This is a genomic window from Rubricoccus marinus (assembly GCF_002257665.1).
Taxonomy (GTDB): Bacteria; Bacteroidota; Rhodothermia; order Rhodothermales; family Rubricoccaceae; genus Rubricoccus; species Rubricoccus marinus.
Window position 1 is genome coordinate 1,545,435 of sequence record NZ_MQWB01000001.1, and the last position, 18,015, is coordinate 1,563,449.

The following is an 18,015-nucleotide window of genomic DNA, read 5'->3' on the forward strand; positions in this document are numbered from 1 at the left end:
TCCCGGCCGCAGGCGTCGGTCATGGCTCAGGCGCCCGCCGCGTCCTCGGCGTGCTCGAAGACGAGGCGTGCCGCGCCTTGGACGGCAACGGCGTTGCCGCTTTCCTCGCGCAAGACCGTGATGCCATCGCGGAGAGCAGGCAGCACGAACCGCCCGATGGACGCGCGGATGGGGTCCAGGAGAACGTCCCCGGCCTGGGACACGCCGCCGCCGATTACGAACGTCCGGATGTCCAGCAGGTTGACGATCCCACCCAGCGCGACGCCGAGCTTGTGGCCGGCCCACTGGAAGATCTCGATCGCCGCGCCGTCGCCCGCCATCGCGGCGCGGTGCAGCGAGATCAGGTCGAGGTGCTCCAGGTCGGTGCCGGCGGTTTGGTGCAGGCAGGTCGGCCGCGTGAGGAGCTGATAGCGCGCGTGGCGCGTCAGAAACCGGTGACCGAGGTACGCCTCCAGCGCGCCGGCCACGCCAGACCGCGCGTACGGCCCCTCGTAGTCGATGCTCATGTGGCCGATCTCGCCAGCGGCCCCGGTCGCGCCCCGGAACAGACGGTTGTGGTGGATGATGGCCCCACCCACACCCGTTCCGAGCGTCACCATGATAAAGGAGTCGTACGGCTGCCCCGTCCCCCAGAACGCGCTGCCGAGCGCGGCCACGTTCGCGTCGTTCTCCGCCAGAATGGGCGCATCGCGCGCGAGCCTCTGGCGGAGCGCCTCGGAGAACCGCAGGCGGAGGCTGTCCGGGAGCACCACGTCTTTCCAGCCCGGCAGGTTGGGCGGGCTACGCACCGTGGTGCGGTCCAACGAGACCGAGCCGGGGCACCCCACGCCGATTCCCGCCAGAGGCTCGCCGTCTGGCGCGCCCTGGGCGACTTGCTCGATCACCTGCGCGATAGAGTCCAACACGGCCTGTGGCCCCGCGGCTGCGGGCGTGTCCGTCCGAGCGGTTTTGACGGCGTGGCCGTCGTCGCGGACGAGTGCGGCTTTGATGTGGGTACCGCCGAGATCGACGCCGATGGCGTAGCGCATAGGTCTGAAAGGGTGCGCGAGAAACTACGAGCCGGGGGGCGCTGGCTTCCGCTCCGCCTGGGGCGCCAGAGGCCTCTGGCGAGAAATAGACAGAAGCCCACACGCGGCACGCAGGACGTCCGCGCGGGCGGCTACGCGGAGAGGATGACCTCGAAGCGGTCGGCGATGGCTTCGATGTCGAACGTGCGCTCGGCGTAGGCGCGGGCGCGGGCCGCCATCGCGCCACGCAACTCCTCGTCCGCCAGAAGACGCTGCCCCTCGATCCCGAACGCCGAGGGGGCGGTGGGGGGGACCACGACGCCGGCTTCCTCGCGCCGGACAATCTGCGCCGCGAGGTTTTCCGGCGGGACCGCCAGAAGCACGGGGCGGGCCGCGCAGAGGTACGAGAGCACTTTGGACGGCACCGAGTACACGCCGGCATCGGGCTCCAGAATAGCCGCCAGCACGTCGGCGGTGCCGTGCACGTCGGGCAGGTCCTCGAACGCCTGGAAGGGGAGAAGCAGGAGGTTCGCGGGCGGCGAACTCGAGCGAAGCCATTCGGCACCCGCACCCTCGCTCACGACGACCACGCGGGCGTCCGGGTCGTTTTCCATCTGCCGCGCCAGCGAGAGCAGCAGCTCCGGGTTGTGCTTCATCCCGAGCGTCCCCGCATAGAGCACCACGCGTTTGTCCTCCAGCCCGAGCGACTGCGCCCAGGGGTTGTTCTTGGGCCGCGGCGGCATCTCCTCCAGCGGCGCCCAGTTCTCCACCACGTGGACCTGGCGCGCGGGAATGCCCCATTCCGTCAAGAGAGGCCGGAACCCCTCGGTGATCGCGACGATGGCGTCGGCGCCTAGCAGAAGCCGCCTCTCGCGCGCCATGTACGCCCGGCCCACCATCCCGCCGATAACCGGGAGCTTCTGGCGCAGGAACCGGTCCGTCCCCACAGAAAGGATGTCTTGCAGCCAGTTCACGAACCGTACGCCGCGGCGCGAGGCCCACCGCTGCACGGGCGCAAGCGCGTCCACGGGCGTGTTCGCGGCCAGGATCACGTCGGGTTTGAACGCCGCGACGCTCTGCACCAGCGAGGTCCCGTACAGGCGCTCGGTCTGCCGCCGCTTGACGAGCCCTGAAAACGAGCGGGCCGCCTTGTCGACGGGGTTGTCGAGCGCGATGGGGTCGGGCGCGAACGTCTCCGGGTCGTCGTCGCGCCGCGCAAGCGCCCCTTGCGGCGTCAGGTTGGTCGACGAGTAGCCGTGCGCGACGGTGTGCCCACGCCCCGCCAGCGCTCGCGAGAGCTGCACTTGGAAGGGGTGTCCCGCGTAGTCGTGGACGTAGATCCGCATGGTGTCGGCGCCAGAGGCCAGAAACAACGACGCCCAGCCGAAGCCGGGCGACAGTGGCCCCGGAAGGGCCGGTCCTGAGTGGACCTGTAGCGTGGGAGAGACTTGAACTCTCGACCTCACGATTATGAGTCGTGCGCTCTAACCAGCTGAGCTACCACGCCGAGTGATGCGAAGATACCGAAGCCTCTGGCGAAGTGGAAAGCCAAGGTTGAGTGGAGCGCGTGGGTTCTGCCGTTTCGAGGCCTCTGGCGCCAGAGGCGCCGTGCGAGAGCGGGCGGCTAGCTTGGTGGGTCCTCTCCCCCGAGTCCGATGACCGCGTCCCCCCGTACCGTCCGTGCCGCCAGAGGCTCCGCGCTCACCTGCAAGGGGTGGCACCAGGAAGCCGCCCTGCGGATGCTCATGAACAACCTTGACCCGGAGGTCGCCGAGCGGCCCCAGGACCTGGTGGTGTACGGCGGCAGCGGCAAGGCCGCGCGCAACTGGGACAGCTTCGAGGCGATCGTCGCCACGCTGCGGAGGTTGGAAAACGACGAGACGCTGCTCGTGCAGAGCGGGAAGCCCGTCGGCGTGTTCCGCACGCACGACGAGGCCCCGCGCGTGCTCATCGCCAACAGCCACCTCGTCCCGCGCTGGGCGACCTGGGACAACTTCCGCCAGCTCGAAGCCGAGGGGCTCACGATGTACGGCCAGATGACGGCCGGAAGCTGGATCTACATCGGCACGCAGGGCATCCTCCAGGGCACGTTCGAGACGTTCGCGGCGTGCGCCCGCACGCACTTTGGCGGGACGCTGGACGGCCGGCTCGTGGTCACGGCCGGGCTCGGCGGCATGGGCGGCGCGCAGCCTCTGGCGGCAACGATGAACGGCGCCGCGTTTCTGGGCATCGACGTGGACGAGACCCGCATCTGTCGCCGCGTGGAGTCCGGCTACTGCGACCGCCTCGAAACCGACTTGGACGCCGCGCTAAACGCCGTATTGGACGCGCGCCAGAGGCGCGTCCCGCTCTCGGTCGGGCTCGTGGGCAACGCCGCTGAGGTCTTGCCCGAACTCGTCCGCCGAGGCGTAGACGTGGACGTGGTGACCGACCAGACCAGCGCGCACGACCTCCGCGTGGGCTACATCCCGGCCGGCTACTCCCTGGCCGACGCCGAGGCGTTCCGCACGCGCGAGCCGCTGGCGTACGATGAGGCTGTCCTGGACTCGATGCAAACGCACGTCCAGGCCATGCTGGACCTCAAGGCATCTGGCGCCGTCGTGTTCGATTACGGCAACAACCTCCGTGGTCAGGTCGCCGACCGCCGCGGGATGACGCGCGCGTTCGAGATCCCGGGGTTCGTCCCCGAGTACATCCGCCCGCTGTTCTGCAAGGGGTCGGGCCCGTTCCGGTGGGCGGCCCTGTCCGGGGCGCCAGAGGACATCGCGGTCACCGATGCGGCTATCCTGGAGCTGTTTCCGGAAAAGGAGCACCTCGCGAGGTGGATCCGCATGGCGCAGGATAAAGTGCAGTTCCAGGGACTCCCGGCGCGGATCTGCTGGCTGGAATACGGCGAGCGCGCCGAGGCGGGGGAGAAGTTCAACTGGCTGGTGGAGACCGGCCGCGTGCAGGCGCCGCTCGTGATCGGGCGCGACCACCTGGACACCGGCAGCGTGGCGAGCCCGAACCGCGAGACCGAGGGCATGAAGGACGGGTCGGACGCCATCGCGGACTGGCCTCTGCTCAACGCGTTGCTCAACACGGCGTGCGGCGCGAGTTGGGTGAGCCTGCACCACGGCGGCGGCGTCGGCATCGGGTACTCCATCCACAGTGGCATGGTGAGCGTGGCGGACGGGACCCCGGCAGGCTACCGGCGCCTTTCACGCGTTCTCACGGCCGACCCGGGCACCGGCGTGATGCGCCACGCCGACGCCGGGTACGATCTTGCGACCGACACCGCGCGCGAGCGCGGCGTCGATCTCCCCATGTACAACACACCCTGACCCCGCTCGATGGCCTCTGGCGTCCTCCTTTCCCGTCTCGCGCCTCTGGCGCTCGCGTTCCTTGTTGCCGGGTGCTCGTCGGCCCCGCCTGTGGTCAGCGTGCCGTCGCCGCGCCCACCCTCCCTAGAGGGGCAACCTGAACCGGACGCCGCGCCCTCCGCCAACCGCCTGCCGAACGCCGAAGACGCCTTCGAGCCGCCCCCGCCGCCGGATCCTCCGGTTCCCGCTGATTCTCTGGCGAACCGGCTGCTCGACGTCGCGATGGTCGAGGCCCGGGAGTCCATCAAGCAGTACAACAACGTCGTCGTGATTGCGCTGGAGGAGAGCGCGGACGCGCAAAGCCGCGCGAGGCGGAAGGCGCTGGAAGCGGCCCTTGCTGCCGAGCGCGCCGAAACGCTCATGCGCGTTCGGTTCGCGCTGCTGGGCGGCATCCCGATGGAGGCAGAAGGCGAGATGCGGCTGTACCTCTCGTTTTTGAGCGTGGCCGCAGATGACCTACTAGAGCTCGACGTGATCGACGGCAACACGTTTCTCGTCGGCCTGGAAGAGGTCACGACCCCGCTGCTCGATGCGATGAGGCGCGTCAAGGACAACCCCGACGCGCCATGAGCGCCGCCGTCGCTCTTCGGATCGGACGCGTAGACGCGGACCTCGACGCGAGTCTCGCCGCGCTCCGAACCGAACTGGGCGGCGACGAATGCCGCGTCCGCGCCTCGCGCCAGAGGCTAGAAACGGCCCTCGCCTCTGGCGACGCGCTCTACGGCGTCAACACCGGATTCGGCGCGCTGAAGTCGGTTCGAATCGGCGCCGAGGACCTGGAGGCGTTGCAGGTCAACCTGCTCCGCTCGCACGCGGTTGGGATGGGCGCGCCGGTCGCCCGCAGCCTCTCGCGCCGGATGCTGCGGCTCAAGGTTCACGCGTTGGGGCTCGGCGCCTCGGGCGTGAGCGTGGCCGTTGTAGAGCGCCTGCTGTGGATGGCGGAGAACGACGTGATCCCCGTCGTGCCGAGCCAGGGGAGCCTGGGCGCCTCAGGTGACCTCGCGCCTCTGGCGCACCTCGCGCTGCCACTCATCGGCGAGGGCCTGGTGTGGGAGGGGGGCAGCCCGACGCCAGCGGCGGACGTTCTGGCCCGGCACGGCCTGGCGCCTCTGGCGCTGGGCGCGAAAGACGGCCTCGCGCTGATCAACGGGACGCAGTTCATGGCCGCGCACCTCGCCGAGGTCGTGGTCCGCGCGCAACGTCTCGCCACAGCGGCGGACATCGTCGCCGCGATCACGCTCGACGCCGCCAGAGGCTCGCTTCGGCCGTTTGGAGAGGCGGTCCAGGGCGTGCGCCCGCATCCCGGCGCGATCGCCGCCGCCGCGAACGTGCGCGCCCTCTTGGTGGGGTCGGAGATCCTGCCCAGCCATGAGGGCTGCGCCAAGGTTCAAGACCCGTATTCCATCCGATGCGTTCCGCCGGTCCACGGCGCGAGCCGCGACGCGCTGGCCTACGCCTCTGGCGTGCTGGAAATCGAGGTCAACAGCGTGACCGACAACCCGCTGGTGCTGGGGACCGACCGCGCGCCGGAGATCGTCTCTGCGGGGGCCTTCCACGGACAGCCTCTGGCGCTTGCGGCGGATACAGCCGCTATTGCACTTGCCGAATGGGCGTCCGTCTCCGAGCGCCGCACGTACCTCTTGCTAGACGAACACGACGGCCTCCCGCCGTTTCTCGTCGCCGCCAGCGGCCTGAACTCGGGGTTCATGATGCCGCAGTACCTCGCCGCGGCGCTCGTCTCGGAGAACAAGACGCTGTGCCACCCGGCGTCGGTGGATTCCATTCCGTCCAGCCGCAACCAGGAGGATCACGTCTCGATGGGGGCGTGGGGCGCGCGAAAGGCGCTCCTCGTGCTGGAAAACGCCGAGCGCGTGCTCGGGGTTGAGGCGCTGTGTGCCGCCCAGGCGCTGGAGCACCGCCGCCCGCTACGCTCGGGCGCCGGCGTGGAGGCCGCGCACGCGGCGCTTCGCCAGAGGATCGCGCCGCGCGACGCCGACCGCGCGTTCTCGGACGACTTGGAGGCTGCGGTCGACCTCGTCCGCTCTGGTGCACTCGTCCGCGCCGCCGAGGCGGAGACGGGGCCTCTGGCATAGCGCGCGTCGCTCGGTAGCGAGGTCCCAACTGGCCTCTGACGCCTGTGGCCTGACCGCTTTCATCCCGAACCCGGATCTAGGCGCCAGAGGCGTCGGTAGCTTGCGGCACAACGCCACGCCCATGCCTGAGACCCCCGAATTCCGCCTCCACAACACGCTCACGCGCCAGACCGAAGCGCTGATGCCGACCGAGACGGCCGCCTCTGGCGCGCCGCTGCTCCGGTTCTACAGCTGCGGGCCGACGGTCTACAGCTTCGCGCACGTGGGCAACTTCCGGACGTTCCTCACCGCCGACCTCGTGGTGCGGACCGCGAAGGCGCTCGGCTGGGAGGTACGTTACGTCAGCAACGTCACCGATGTGGGCCACCTCACCGATGACGACGTGGCCGACGCGGGAGGCGAGGACAAGCTGGCCAAGGCGCTCGCGAGCAAGGAAGGCGAGCGGTTCGCGAACGTGTGGGACCTAGCGCGGCACTACACCGGCGGGCTCGTCGCGGACTGGAACCGCCTGAACCTCGTGGAGCCCGACGTGCGCCCCCGCGCGACCGAGCACGTGACGGAGCAGATTGATGCCGTCTGTGCGCTGATGGAGGGCGGCCACGCGTACGAGACCGAGGACGGCGTGTACTTCCACGTCCCCAGCTTTGAGGGCTACGGCAAGCTGAGCGGCAACGAGGCTGCCGACGCGCTCCGCGATGGCTTGCGCGAGCTGGTCCAGGACAGCGGCAAGCGCGACCCGCGCGACTTCGCGCTCTGGAAAAAGGACCCCGGCCACCTCATGCAGTGGCACGCGCCGTTCGGCAAAGGCTTCCCCGGCTGGCACCTGGAGTGCTCCGTGATGGCCCAGAAGTACCTCGGCACGACGATCGACCTCCACGGCGGCGGCGAGGACCTCCGATTCCCGCACCACGAGTGCGAGATCGCGCAGGCCGAGGCATTGACGGGCGAGCCGTTCTCGCGCATGTGGATCCACACCCGCTTTCTGCAGGTGGAGGGCGAGAAGATGTCCAAGAGCAAGGGCAACTTCCTCACCGTGCGTGATCTCACCGTTGCACCCGAGTTCGGCGGTCGCGAGGACTGGGGCGCGCCCGTTGATCCTCTGGCGCTGCGCCTGCTGCTCATCTCCGGCCAGTACGGCAAGCCGTTCAACCTCACGCGCAAAGCGCTGGAGGACGCGGCTAAGAACCGCCAGCGCTACGTCGACGCGCTCGATGCAGCACAAAACGCCTCTGGCGCTGACGTTGACCGCGATCTCGCCGCAGGGCTGGGCGAGGAACTCGACGAGGCCTACGCCGACGCGCTCGACGGCATGACGGACGACCTCAACACGCCGGTTGCTCTCGCCGCCGCGCTCCGCGGCGCCAACGCGATCCTCGCTCTCGCCAGAGGCCCGGGCTTGGACGCCGGAATGGCGGGCTCGGCGATGGGCTACCTCCAGAGCATCGACTCCCTGCTCGGCATCGTCGGCATCGACGCGCCAGACGTCCCGGCCGATGGAGCCTCTGGCGGTGCAGGCTCGAGCGCCGCCGACGCAGCGCTGGGCGCCGAGGTCGACGCGTTGCTTCGCGAGCGCGAGGCCGCCCGCGCCAACAAGGACTGGGCCCGCGCCGACGCGCTCCGCGACGAGATCGACGCGCTGGGCGTCATCGTGATGGACACGCCCTCCGGCCCGACCTGGAAGCGCGCCTAGCCTCTGGCGAAGCGGACCGGTCGCCGTTTGCGGCATCCCGCACCAACCTCTGCCGCCAGAGGTGAGCGGATGCCTCCTACGTCGCAAGACCGACCGACGGAGGCTCGCGAGGCGCCGCACGCACCACGCAGTACGCCTCAATCCTAGCGATCGCCAGAGGCCCGCATCGCCGTCGATCTTACCGTACACCGTACCCCCAGACGCATGGACGCATCCGACTACTCCGAACTCGAAGGCGGCCTCGTCCGCATGCTGGACCGGCTCAAAAACGAGGGCACCGCGACCAAGGACCCTGAGGCCGACCAGTTCTTGCGCGACAACGCCAACGCAGTACTTCTCGGGCTGCTCTACGACCAGCGCGTGCTCGCCGAGACCGCGTTCTGCGGGCCGCTCAAGCTCCGCCAGAGGCTCGGGCACCTGGACATGCGTCAGATCGCGGACATGGACCGCGATGCCTTCGAAGCCGTCTTCGTGGAGACACCGGCCGTCCACCGGTTCACGAACAAGATGGTCGACACGACGCAAACCGTCGCGCGGGCCATCGCGGACGAGTACGACGGGGACGCCAGCGGCCTCTGGCGCGAGGGCACCAACGCCGAGGTGGAGAAGCGCGTCAAGAAGCTGCCCGGCTTTGGGCCGCAGAAGGCGGCAAAGCTGAAGTATTGCCTGTATTACTTCGGCCACCGGGACCTCTCAGACTGAGAGTCGGTAGGAGGGCGCTATGACGGACCCGCTCCACCTCGACGTTCCTACTTGGGCCTGGATCGCGCTCAACGGGTACGTCGTCGCTCTCCTGCTCCTGGACCTGCTGGTCTTCAACAAGAAGGCCCACAAAATTGAGTGGCGCGAGGCGGCCCGGCTGTCGGCCTTTTTTGTCGCGGCGGCGCTGGCGGTCAATGCTGTCATCTGGTGGCAGTTCGGCCCGACGCCGGGCCTGACGTTCCTGACGGGGTATCTGGTAGAGCTCTCGCTCTCTGTCGACAACCTGTTTGTCATCGCCGTCTTGTTCGGCTACTTCGGGGTCCCGGCGCAGTACCAGCACCGCGTGCTGTTCTGGGGCATCTTCGGCGCCATTCTCATGCGCGCGGCGATGATCCTTCTCGGCGTGGCGCTCATCGAGCGGTTCGAGTGGGTGCTGTACGTCTTCGGCGCGTTCCTCATCCTGACCGGCGCTCGGATGTTCTTCGAGAGCGAGGGGGGAGATGACGTGTCGGGCAACCCCATCCTGAAGGTGCTGCGGCGCGTGCTCCCAGTCACGAAGTCCTACCACGAGGAGCACTTCTTCGTCCGCCACGCGGGCAAGCTGTTCGTCACGCCGCTCTTCCTCGTGTTGGTGATGATCGAACTCACCGACGTGGTGTTCGCAGTCGACTCTATCCCGGCGATTCTGGGCGTGACGACGGACCCCTTCCTGGCCTATGGCTCCAACATTCTGGCCGTCACGGGGCTCCGAGCGCTGTATTTCCTGCTGGCCGGTGTTATTGAGCGGGTGCGGTACCTGCACTACGGGCTGGGCGCCGTGCTCGTGTTTATCGGGCTTAAGATGCTCTCTGCGGAGTGGCTCCACGGCTACGGGTTGGAGGTCCCCGAGTGGTTGTCGCTGAGCGTCATCGTCGTCTGTATCGGCAGTGCGTCGCTGTTCTCGTGGCTTGCGGACCGTCGCGAGCGCGCTCTTCTGCCCCCACCTGGAGCGCCGGAGCCGGGAGGCGACCACGCGCCGACGGCCGGTCGCGAGGCGCCAGCGTCGATCTCCGGCAACGTAAAGGCGTAGCGCCTCCGTCGCCGACTCCCCGCCGCCCAGACGGCCGTCACAACGGCCTCTGGCGCCAGAGGCCGCGCGGCTGTGATACGGGATCGCCGCGCTGCGGCGTTCGTATCCTGCAGCACTGAAAGCGCTACCACCATGCAGGTCGTCTCCTCGCCGTCCCATCCTACCGGTCGTTTCGGCCTCGCACTCGCGGGCGGCGGTCCCGAGGGCGCCATCTACGAAATCGGCGTTCTCCGCGCGCTGGATGATGCGCTGGAAGGAGTGGATTTCAACGATGTGCCTATCACGGTCGGCGTTTCGGCGGGCGCGCTGGTCGGCGCGTGCCTCGCCAACGGGATCACGACCGCGCAGATGGCCCGCTCCGTGATGCACGAGGAGCCCGGCGAGCAGCCGTTCCGCCCCGAGCTGTTTCTCCGCCCGGCCGCAGGCGAGATCGCGCGCCGTCTCGCGTCCATCCCCGGGCTCGTGGCCGGCGCGCTCGCGGACACGGTTCGGAAGCCCCGGACGTACGGCCTCGTCGCGACGATGATCGAGCGGCTCAGCCGCGCCGTGCCGGTCGGCGTGTTCGACAACAAGCCGCTGCGGACGTACCTGGAGCGGCTGTTCGCGCCAGAGGGCCGCACGGACGACTTCCGGACGCTCAAGAACGAATTGATCGTCGTCGCCGCCGACCTCGACGCTGGGGAAACCGTGCGGTTCGGCGACGGGCCTCTGGCGGGCGTGCCCATTTCCCTCGCCATCCAGGCGTCAACAGCGCTTCCGGGCCTGTACCCGCCGGTCGAGATCGATGGGCGGCACTACGTGGACGGCGTACTGCATAAGACGGTCCATGCGTCCGTCGCACTGGACCGGGGCGCCGAGCTCGTGCTTTGTATCAACCCCATCGTGCCGGTGGACACGGTGAACAGCGTCGAGAAGGGCGTCATGGAACGCGGCAAGCTTGTCGACCGCGGCCTGCCGACGGTTATGAGCCAGACGCTCCGTACGCTCATCCACAGCCGCCTCGGGACCGGCCTCGCGGCCTACCGCGAGCGCTACGACGCGGCCGATGTGGTGCTGATCGAGCCGACTCGTGACGACTACACCATGTTCTTCGTCAACGTGTTCTCGTTCGCAGAGCGCAAGATGGTCATGGAGCACGCGTATTCCAGCACGCTGCGCCAGCTCGCCACGCGCCGCGAGGAAATCGGACCCATCTTCGCCCGTCACGGCATCACGCTCCGCGAGGACGTGCTGGATCGCCCGGTGCACGACCTCTGGGAAAGCGTTGCGCTCGGCACGCGCAAGCGGCGCCGGAACGGTGGCCGTGCCCTGATGCCGTCTACCGTCGCCACGCGCGACCTGCGCGACACCCTCGGTGATCTCGAAAGCTTGCTGAGCTAGCCTCTGGCGCCAGAGGCCTCGGGCTTCGGCTCGGATATAAGGGCGCCGGTAGTCTGGTCGACCGGATCGTAGCCCCATTCGTAGAGCGTGTAGCCCGGGTGCTCGGGCGCAGGCCGCGTGTGGAGCCGGAGAGAGGGGGAGTGCGGCAGGCCGCGGCAAAAGGCTTGGTCGTCTTCGTTCGCGATAAACGGGGCCATGCAGTAGAAGTAGTCGTCGCAGGGGATGGGCAACTCGCGATCGCCAATCCGTCCCTGCTGGCGCCGGACGAGCACGTCTCGCGGGACGCGCATGATGATCTTGTTGTAGTCGGAGCCCTCGATCTCGGCGAGGCCTCCACCCACGTCTCGGAACAGGAACACGTCTCCCCAGCACCACACGCGGTCGGTGACGACGAGCCGGGTCGAGCGCTTGGCTTTAACGCGGAGCCCCGCGGCTTCGAACGCGGCGATGATCGCGTCCCGGTCCTCTTCGAGCGCCAGCATGTCCACGTCTTTGTGAGGCCGCGTGATGCGCCCGCGTTTCGCGTCGTACGCGTAGCCTCCGGCGATCACGCACGGGATCGCGTCGGTGCGGATCAACCGCTCAATGCGCCTGAAGAACCGCCTCCGCGACGGCATGTGAAGCGCGATCCCAGCATTGATAAGCGCGGTGCGGGCCTCTGGCGACAAGAGCTTGCCGACACGAGAAATGATGGAGCGGCCCCACATAGGGTAGACGTGTGCGTGTTTGCGCGAGGATAGCGACGCGCGAGGCCTGATTCGCAGCGAACCGCCTGGGGCTTAGGGTGATCGCGCTCGCCTCTTGCGCCGCAGGCTACAGGCCTGTGCGGTTCTCCGCCTGCCACCGATGGGTCATCACACGCCCCCGGGCGTGTAGTGCCAGTGCGGCGACAACGCACGCCACAACGGCAGCCCACCACAGGACGTGTCGGTCCTGGGTAAACGTGAAGGACAACAGCGCGAGAAACCAGAGCACTCCGGCGCCGAGGTGCGTCAACAAAGCGTGGGCGCTTTCGGCTGGCGCAAGAGGCGGCGCCTCGTGGTCCTCGTCGAAGACTTCAAGCCCGTCGAGGTCCTCCAGAAGGTCCTCAGTTAGAGGGCGAAGCGGGAGGGCTTGCGCCATGCTCACCACGGCCTCTGGCGTGCGATCCCCATCGTCCCCTACAACGCCACCGATTCGGAAGGCCTCTGGCGCTCGCGCTTCCTCGACGAGAAAGGAGATCAGCCGCTCAGAGATCAGAACAGACTCTTTGCGCTCGAACGGAATCCCGGCCCTCTGAAGGCAGGCGGCCACGAACTGCGCGTGGGGCGGGTCGGTGGTTTCGAAGACCATACACATCTCTGCCTCTGGCGCCAGAGGCCCCGCGTCCGCGGCCGGGTCGAAAAGCGCGATGTGGCAGTCCGAGCACGTGTCGACGTGAGCGAGGTACTCGACGCCGCATCGCGGGCAGAGGCGGACGGGCGTGAAGCGGTCGGCGCGGCGCCTCTCGCGACGGGAGTGCGTTTTCGCCATCGTAGGACTGAGATGGGGCCCACGATATACGCCCACGTCTGGCGCTAAGCCAGGGGCTGCAGCAGCGCGCGGACCGCGTCCAACTCGTCGCGGTTGACGACGTGGCCCATGTTCTTGTAGATCCGCTCGTCCACGCTCGCGCCGAGGTCTTCGAACACGAGGGCGCTGCGCCGGACGCGCGAGAGCGGGATGTGCGGGTCCACGTCGGAGCAGCCGAGAAACACGGGCGTTCCCGCGAGGTCCGCGTCGTAGTCGAAGCGCTTGTCCGCCGGCGGCTTCCCGTCCGAGTCCTCGCCGGTGCCGATCAGGCCGCCCGATAGGGCGGCGATGGCGCCCCACCGGCCTCCAAGTCGGGCCGCGGCCTCTAGCGAGAGGCAGGCGCCCTGGCTAAACCCCGCCAGCGCGATCCGCTCGCGCGGCACGCCAGAGGCCTCGGCCAGCGCCACCGCGCGTTCGACCGTCGCCAGCGCGCCGTCCAAGTATGGCTGGTTCGACGCCAGAGGCGCCAGGAACGAGTGGGGGTACCACGTCGCGCCGTCGGCGTCGGGCGCGAGGAGCGCCAGCGCGTCGGGCGCGACCTCTCGGCCGAGGGCGAGGATGTCTGCGGCACCGGCCCCGCGTCCGTGGAGGAGGATCACGGCGCCTCTGGCGTCCGCGAGATCGGCGCCGGCGGTACGGATGGGGGCGTGTTCGTGCGGCATCAGTCGGTGGAGTCTGGGGGCGTGGCGCCAGCGGCAAGCACGAGCGTAGTGGAGTCGGGCAGGGTCTCGAAACCGCTGGCGATGACGCGGTTGCCGTCGTAGTCCAGCCGGAATGAGACCTTGTCTCCCACTTCCAAGGCCTCGACGGCCTCTGGCGAGGCGAGGAGGAAGTCCATGCGCATCGCGTCCATAAAGTCCGGGATGGCTTCGTGCTCGATCGTCGCGGCCTGGCCTTCGAAGCGCGAGCCGAGGAACACGCCGCGGGCGGTCCACGACTCGCCAGAGGCATCGGCTACGGTCGCCTCTGGCGCGGTGGAGCCAGAGGCGGCATCGTCCGCACAGGCCGCGACAAAGACGCCAGAGGCGAGGAGCAGGAAGAGGTGGAGGCGCATCAGGAGGGGACGTGGAGAGGGGGGAGGCGGGCCTCGATGGCCTCGCGTTGCGGCTCGTACTGCGGCGGCAGCATAAGGCGCTGGCCCAGCGCGTCGGCGGGCTCGTCAGTTGCGAAGCCGGGCGGGTCGGTCGCGATCTCGAAGAGGACGCCGCCGGGTTCGCGGCAGTACACCGAATGGAAGTACTGCCGGTCGATGGGCGGCGTGGGCTGCAGGCCGAGTTGGAGCAGGAGCTCCCGTGCTTCGAGCTCGGCGTCGTCGTCCGGAACGCGGAACGCGATGTGGTGGACGGTCCCGGCGCCCATGCGGCCGGCCTCGCCGGGCTGGCGCATCACGTCGATACACCGCGCGCGGTCAGCCTGCGGGTTGACGAGCCGCACGCGGCCTTCCTCCTCGCCGTGGGCCTCGTAGCCCAGCGCGTCGGTCAGCACGCGCATGGTGGCCTCGGGGCGCGCGGTGCGGAGCGTGACCGAGTGGAAGGCGCCGAGCGCGGCCTCTGGCGGGATGCGCCCGGCCTCCCAGCCGCCAGAGGCGTCGGCTGCCTCGATGATCTCGACGGCGAGGCCGTCTGGGGCGCGGAGCGTGAGGACCGTCTCTCCAAAGCGCTCCTCGGGCGCGTCGAAGTCCACGCCCGCCAGAGGCCCGTGGCTCGCGAGGCGGTCCAGCCACATCTCCGACGCGCCGATGGGCGCGGCGTAGGCGGTCGCGACGGCCTGAGGCGCGCCGATGCGGCCGGGCATCGCGCCCTCGCCCCAGGGAAAAAACGTCAGGAACGAGCCCGGCCGCGCTTCGCCGTCGGCGTAATACAGGTGGTAGGTGCCGGGGTCGTCGAAGTTGACGGTCCGCTTGACGAGGCGCAGGCCGAGAAGGCCGGCGTACACGTCCACGTTCTGCTGCGCGGGGCCGGAGATGGCCGTGACGTGGTGGAGGCCGGTAACAGGAGAGGACATAGGTGGCGTGCGTTTCGCGCTTGGACCGAGACGCACTGGCCACGTTCCAAATGCGAGCGCAAAGGCCTCCTGGCGGACTTCGAAACTGGATCGTGGGCGACGTTCGTGAAGCCTCTGGCGCCAGAGGCTTCATGCAGCTGCCATCTCGTACTAGGCAGTTGTTCCTTACGCAGTTGATCCGCGTGTGAGGTCGCTCGATTTGCCGCGATATCTTGCAAGGCACGTATACGCACTACACATGACCTCCCGGATCCGTCTGGCCGCCACTCTCCTGCTCGCACTCGCTACGGGTGCAGCCAATGCTCAGCCCGCACTGCCTGAGGTGTTGCCATCAGAGACGCTCCGCCTCGCCAGCGGCGACCTGCCTCCAGGATTTGATCTCATCCGCTTTTATCCGACCGGAACGCGTCTGGCGGCCGGGGACATTAACGGTGATGGTCGGGCGGACGTGGTCTACACTGCCACAGACGTACCCGACGCAAGCACGGCTGATCTAAGCGACCGCATTGATCAAACGGTGGTCTACTTCGGGCCTGCTGCGGATTACACACCAGGTCAGGTTGTCTCAGTACGCCTCCAGCCCGTCGGCGACGTGACGGGAGATGGTTTCTCCGACGCGTTCTCAGTGCCTCAAAGAGGGGAGCCGTCAAGGATATACCGAGGGTCGCCGGATGGATACGTTGAGGGCCGATTGCTCACGGACAACGGAAAGCCGGTTGTCCTTGACGCGCTTACGAGTTCCGTGCGGACGGCAGGGTTCGGAGACATGGACGGCGACGGACTTGCTGACCTCGCGACCGTCCAGTTCGGTTCTAGAGACACACTGACTGTCGTTCTAGGTGTCGGCAACGTAAAAAAGGTGCCACTCGGTGGTGAGGGCAGGTACGATCGCAGAAGTGTATCGCTGGCAGACATCGACGGCGATGACCGTGATGATGTCATCTTCTATGAGCGGCGCCTCTCACCTGTAACAGCACAAGACCCTCTTGTGGTGCGAGCCGCCTCGCTCGGCCCAGATGGTGTTGCAACGGTACGTACTCTTCTAGAGGTGCCGCGCCCGATCTTCACCAATTACCTCGTCTTCCCTACGGACGCTGACGCTGACGGCGATATCGATTTGCTAGTCGTTAGAGATTTCAGCCCCGGTCTCTATCAGCCGGCCTTGTATCTCCAGGAGAGCGGCAGCTTCGATCCCCTGCCTTACGAAGCTCCGGGCTATTACCCGGCGGGAGACGTTGACGGTGATGGAGTGGAAGACGGTGCAATTGAAAATGGAGGCGGTGCTGACATTTCCGCGATCGGCTTCGGTCCGCTTCGTTTCGACGTCGAAAACAGGTCGGCTCGCTTTGCGTCGGTAGATCCTGTGTTTCCTCCCGGTGTCCCTGAGCCGTACGTGGTTCGGTCGTACCTCCAGTCGTTCTCTACACCCGTGGGGGACGTAGACGGTGATGGGAGAGACGATATCGTACTCGATGCTGAACTACGTAGGGAGGAGAGTCTGGCGGGCTTTGGACGCGTGACCATAAGCTCGGACGGATCGTCTCTCTCCTCATCGATCGCGTATCTCGAGGGTGACGGTATACCAGCCTCCGACGTCCGGTACGCTGCAGGCTTAGGAGACGTCAACGGCGACGGAGTTGACGATTTCGCCGTCGTGCACCGTGCGACATCGTACAGGACAGATCCCCGCGTGGAGGTGTTCATGGGCGGGAATCCGTTCCCAAGCACTGCTACGACGACGTTGCGCCTGGACTCACGGTTTTCGACGGATGGACCCGCTGCTGTGCCACTGGAACCCGAGCGAGTCGTTGCCGGAGACGTCGATGGGGACGGCGAGCGTGACATCGCCGTGGCTTACCCTCACGCCTTTCGGGATCAGCAATACTTGGGGGGGATTGCCATCTGGCTTGGCGGTGCATCGCTCGGCAGCGAGCCGGATTGGAGCTATCTCTGTACGTCTCTCGAGCAACCCACGTGCGAAGGCCAGGGGAGGGGGGCAGGGATCGTCACAGCGGCAGTCGGTGACGCGAACGGAGACGGTGTCGATGATCTGTTCTTCGGAGGCAGTGGCAAGCTGATGGTGCTCCTGGGGGGAGAGGCGCTGCCGAGCTCGGACACCCCCTTGCCGGAAGATCGGACGGATGTGTTCGAGCTTTCTCCCTCAGCGATCCCGTTCCGACTTGACGTTCCCGGCGACGTAGACCAAGATGGCTTCGCCGACGCTGTCGTGTGTCAGCTTCAAAATGAGAGATGCAACGTCGTCTTTGGGGCCGTAGGCGGATTCGCAGACGAGCGGTCAGTTCTTCGGCTTACCCCTGCTCCCGGCTTCAATCCAGGAATTAGCCTGAGTCATGCGGATGTGAATGGAGACGGCGCCTCCGACATCATAACAGCCAATGCGCTTGGGTCTGGCTCATCTCCAACCCTAGACGTGTACTATGGGGGCCCAAGTTTTGATGCAGAGTTAGACGTGAGGTCCGATGTGTTGGGCGAGGTCGGAATCGTTGGCGCAAATGGAAGCTCCTTCCTTTTCTACGGTGAGATTACCGCTCTGCCTGACTTGGACAACGACGGCGACGCTGAGATTCTGATAGGAGGAGGCGATGGGCGCGCCTACAGCGAACAGCGTGATGCTTTCGTCGTGCTGGGTGGAACGTTCGAGCCTTCCGCGCGGCTTGTGGGTCCCAACCCTTCACGCTCGCTAGGCGTCAACAACAACAACACGACCTCCGCGCAGCACTCGGCGGTTGGCGACTTCAACGGCGACGGCATCATGGACGCGATTCTGGTGCAGGGCGACGATGACAACGACGCCCCGGAGTCTGACCGTCTGTACTTCTACAGCCTAGAAGACGTCGTCGTGTCCAACGAATCGGCTGCTCTTGGGAACGGTTTGGATCTGCGCGTTGGACCAAACCCGGTCGGCTCTGAGGCATCGGTTCAGATCGTGCTCACCGCGCCAGAGGCCGTGACGGTGGAGGTTTTCGACGCGCTAGGCCGACGCCTCCTCGCGTCAACTCAAGAACTCGCAGCGGGAACGCACCGCTTGCCGCTTGATGCCCGCACGCTCGCTTCTGGCGTCCATGTGGTGCGCGTTCAGGCAGGTGAAGAGAGAGCGTCGCAACGCATTACGGTTGTGCGTTGAGCCTCTGCCGCC

General features: G+C 67.4%; 15 protein-coding genes and 1 tRNA gene. 8 read left to right on the top strand and 8 right to left on the bottom strand.

All coding sequences use genetic code 11. The features are described from left to right. Positions 1-26: 26 nt before the first annotated feature. The 3 genes from BSZ36_RS06390 to BSZ36_RS06400 form a co-directional block, all read right to left on the bottom strand. Positions 27-1,028 carry an ROK family protein gene (locus BSZ36_RS06390; protein ID WP_094547107.1) on the bottom strand — a complete coding sequence of 334 codons (1,002 nt, stop codon included), beginning with the start codon at positions 1,026-1,028 and terminating at the stop codon, positions 27-29. A 131-nt stretch (positions 1,029-1,159) separates the two neighbouring features. After that, positions 1,160-2,353 carry a glycosyltransferase family 4 protein gene (locus BSZ36_RS06395; protein WP_143536788.1) on the bottom strand — a complete coding sequence of 398 codons (1,194 nt, stop codon included), beginning with the start codon at positions 2,351-2,353 and terminating at the stop codon, positions 1,160-1,162. 87 nt (positions 2,354-2,440) lie between these two features. Further along, positions 2,441-2,514: transfer RNA gene (locus BSZ36_RS06400), tRNA-Met, on the bottom strand. A gap of 148 nt (positions 2,515-2,662) precedes the next feature. Between BSZ36_RS06400 and hutU the strand changes: the two genes are divergently transcribed. The 7 genes from hutU (at position 2,663) to BSZ36_RS06435 (ending at position 11,303) form a co-directional block, all read left to right on the top strand. Continuing rightward, positions 2,663-4,330: a urocanate hydratase gene (gene hutU / locus BSZ36_RS06405; protein WP_094547109.1), complete on the top strand. Its 1,668-nt coding sequence runs from the start codon at positions 2,663-2,665 to the stop codon at positions 4,328-4,330. 9 nt (positions 4,331-4,339) lie between these two features. Beyond that, the gene (locus BSZ36_RS06410; protein ID WP_094547110.1) at positions 4,340-4,939 is read left to right on the top strand and encodes a hypothetical protein; all 600 of its coding nucleotides are present in this window, start codon (positions 4,340-4,342) and stop codon (positions 4,937-4,939) included. Further along, a complete protein-coding gene (gene hutH, locus BSZ36_RS06415) occupies positions 4,936-6,462 on the top strand; it encodes a histidine ammonia-lyase (protein WP_094547111.1) in 1,527 nt (508 codons plus the stop codon). Before BSZ36_RS06410 ends, hutH begins: the two co-directional genes overlap by 4 nt. A gap of 121 nt (positions 6,463-6,583) precedes the next feature. Next, entirely contained in the window at positions 6,584-8,152 is a 1,569-nt protein-coding gene (gene cysS, locus BSZ36_RS06420) for a cysteine--tRNA ligase (protein WP_094547112.1), read from the top strand. A 204-nt stretch (positions 8,153-8,356) separates the two neighbouring features. Next, on the top strand, positions 8,357-8,854 hold the full coding sequence (locus tag BSZ36_RS06425) for an HhH-GDP family DNA glycosylase (RefSeq protein ID WP_094547113.1): 498 nt from the start codon (positions 8,357-8,359) through the stop codon (positions 8,852-8,854). A gap of 19 nt (positions 8,855-8,873) precedes the next feature. After that, positions 8,874-9,923 (top strand): TerC family protein, encoded by a 1,050-nt coding sequence (locus tag BSZ36_RS06430; protein WP_094547114.1) that lies wholly within the window; start codon positions 8,874-8,876, stop codon positions 9,921-9,923. Between the two features lie 132 nt (positions 9,924-10,055). Next, positions 10,056-11,303, top strand: a complete 1,248-nt coding sequence (locus tag BSZ36_RS06435; RefSeq protein ID WP_094547115.1) for a patatin-like phospholipase family protein — start codon at positions 10,056-10,058, stop codon at positions 11,301-11,303. Here BSZ36_RS06435 and BSZ36_RS06440 read toward each other — a convergent pair. The 5 genes from BSZ36_RS06440 to BSZ36_RS06460 form a co-directional block, all read right to left on the bottom strand. Then, positions 11,300-12,010, bottom strand: a complete 711-nt coding sequence (locus BSZ36_RS06440) for a nucleotidyltransferase domain-containing protein (protein ID WP_094547116.1) — start codon at positions 12,008-12,010, stop codon at positions 11,300-11,302. The genes BSZ36_RS06435 and BSZ36_RS06440 overlap by 4 nt on opposite strands. Before the next feature lie 106 nt (positions 12,011-12,116). Then, positions 12,117-12,815 (bottom strand): hypothetical protein, encoded by a 699-nt coding sequence (locus BSZ36_RS06445; protein ID WP_094547117.1) that lies wholly within the window; start codon positions 12,813-12,815, stop codon positions 12,117-12,119. Between the two features lie 44 nt (positions 12,816-12,859). After that, positions 12,860-13,516, bottom strand: a complete 657-nt coding sequence (locus BSZ36_RS06450) for an alpha/beta hydrolase (protein WP_094547118.1) — start codon at positions 13,514-13,516, stop codon at positions 12,860-12,862. Beyond that, positions 13,516-13,908, bottom strand: a complete 393-nt coding sequence (locus BSZ36_RS06455) for a copper-binding protein (protein WP_094547119.1) — start codon at positions 13,906-13,908, stop codon at positions 13,516-13,518. Before BSZ36_RS06455 ends, BSZ36_RS06450 begins: the two co-directional genes overlap by 1 nt. Further along, a complete protein-coding gene (locus tag BSZ36_RS06460) occupies positions 13,908-14,858 on the bottom strand; it encodes a ring-cleaving dioxygenase (protein ID WP_094547120.1) in 951 nt (316 codons plus the stop codon). Before BSZ36_RS06460 ends, BSZ36_RS06455 begins: the two co-directional genes overlap by 1 nt. A 238-nt stretch (positions 14,859-15,096) precedes the next feature. On the opposite strand from BSZ36_RS06460, the gene BSZ36_RS06465 reads away from it, so the two are divergent. Further along, positions 15,097-18,003 (top strand): T9SS type A sorting domain-containing protein, encoded by a 2,907-nt coding sequence (locus BSZ36_RS06465; protein ID WP_094547121.1) that lies wholly within the window; start codon positions 15,097-15,099, stop codon positions 18,001-18,003. The last annotated feature ends 12 nt before the right edge of the window (positions 18,004-18,015 follow it).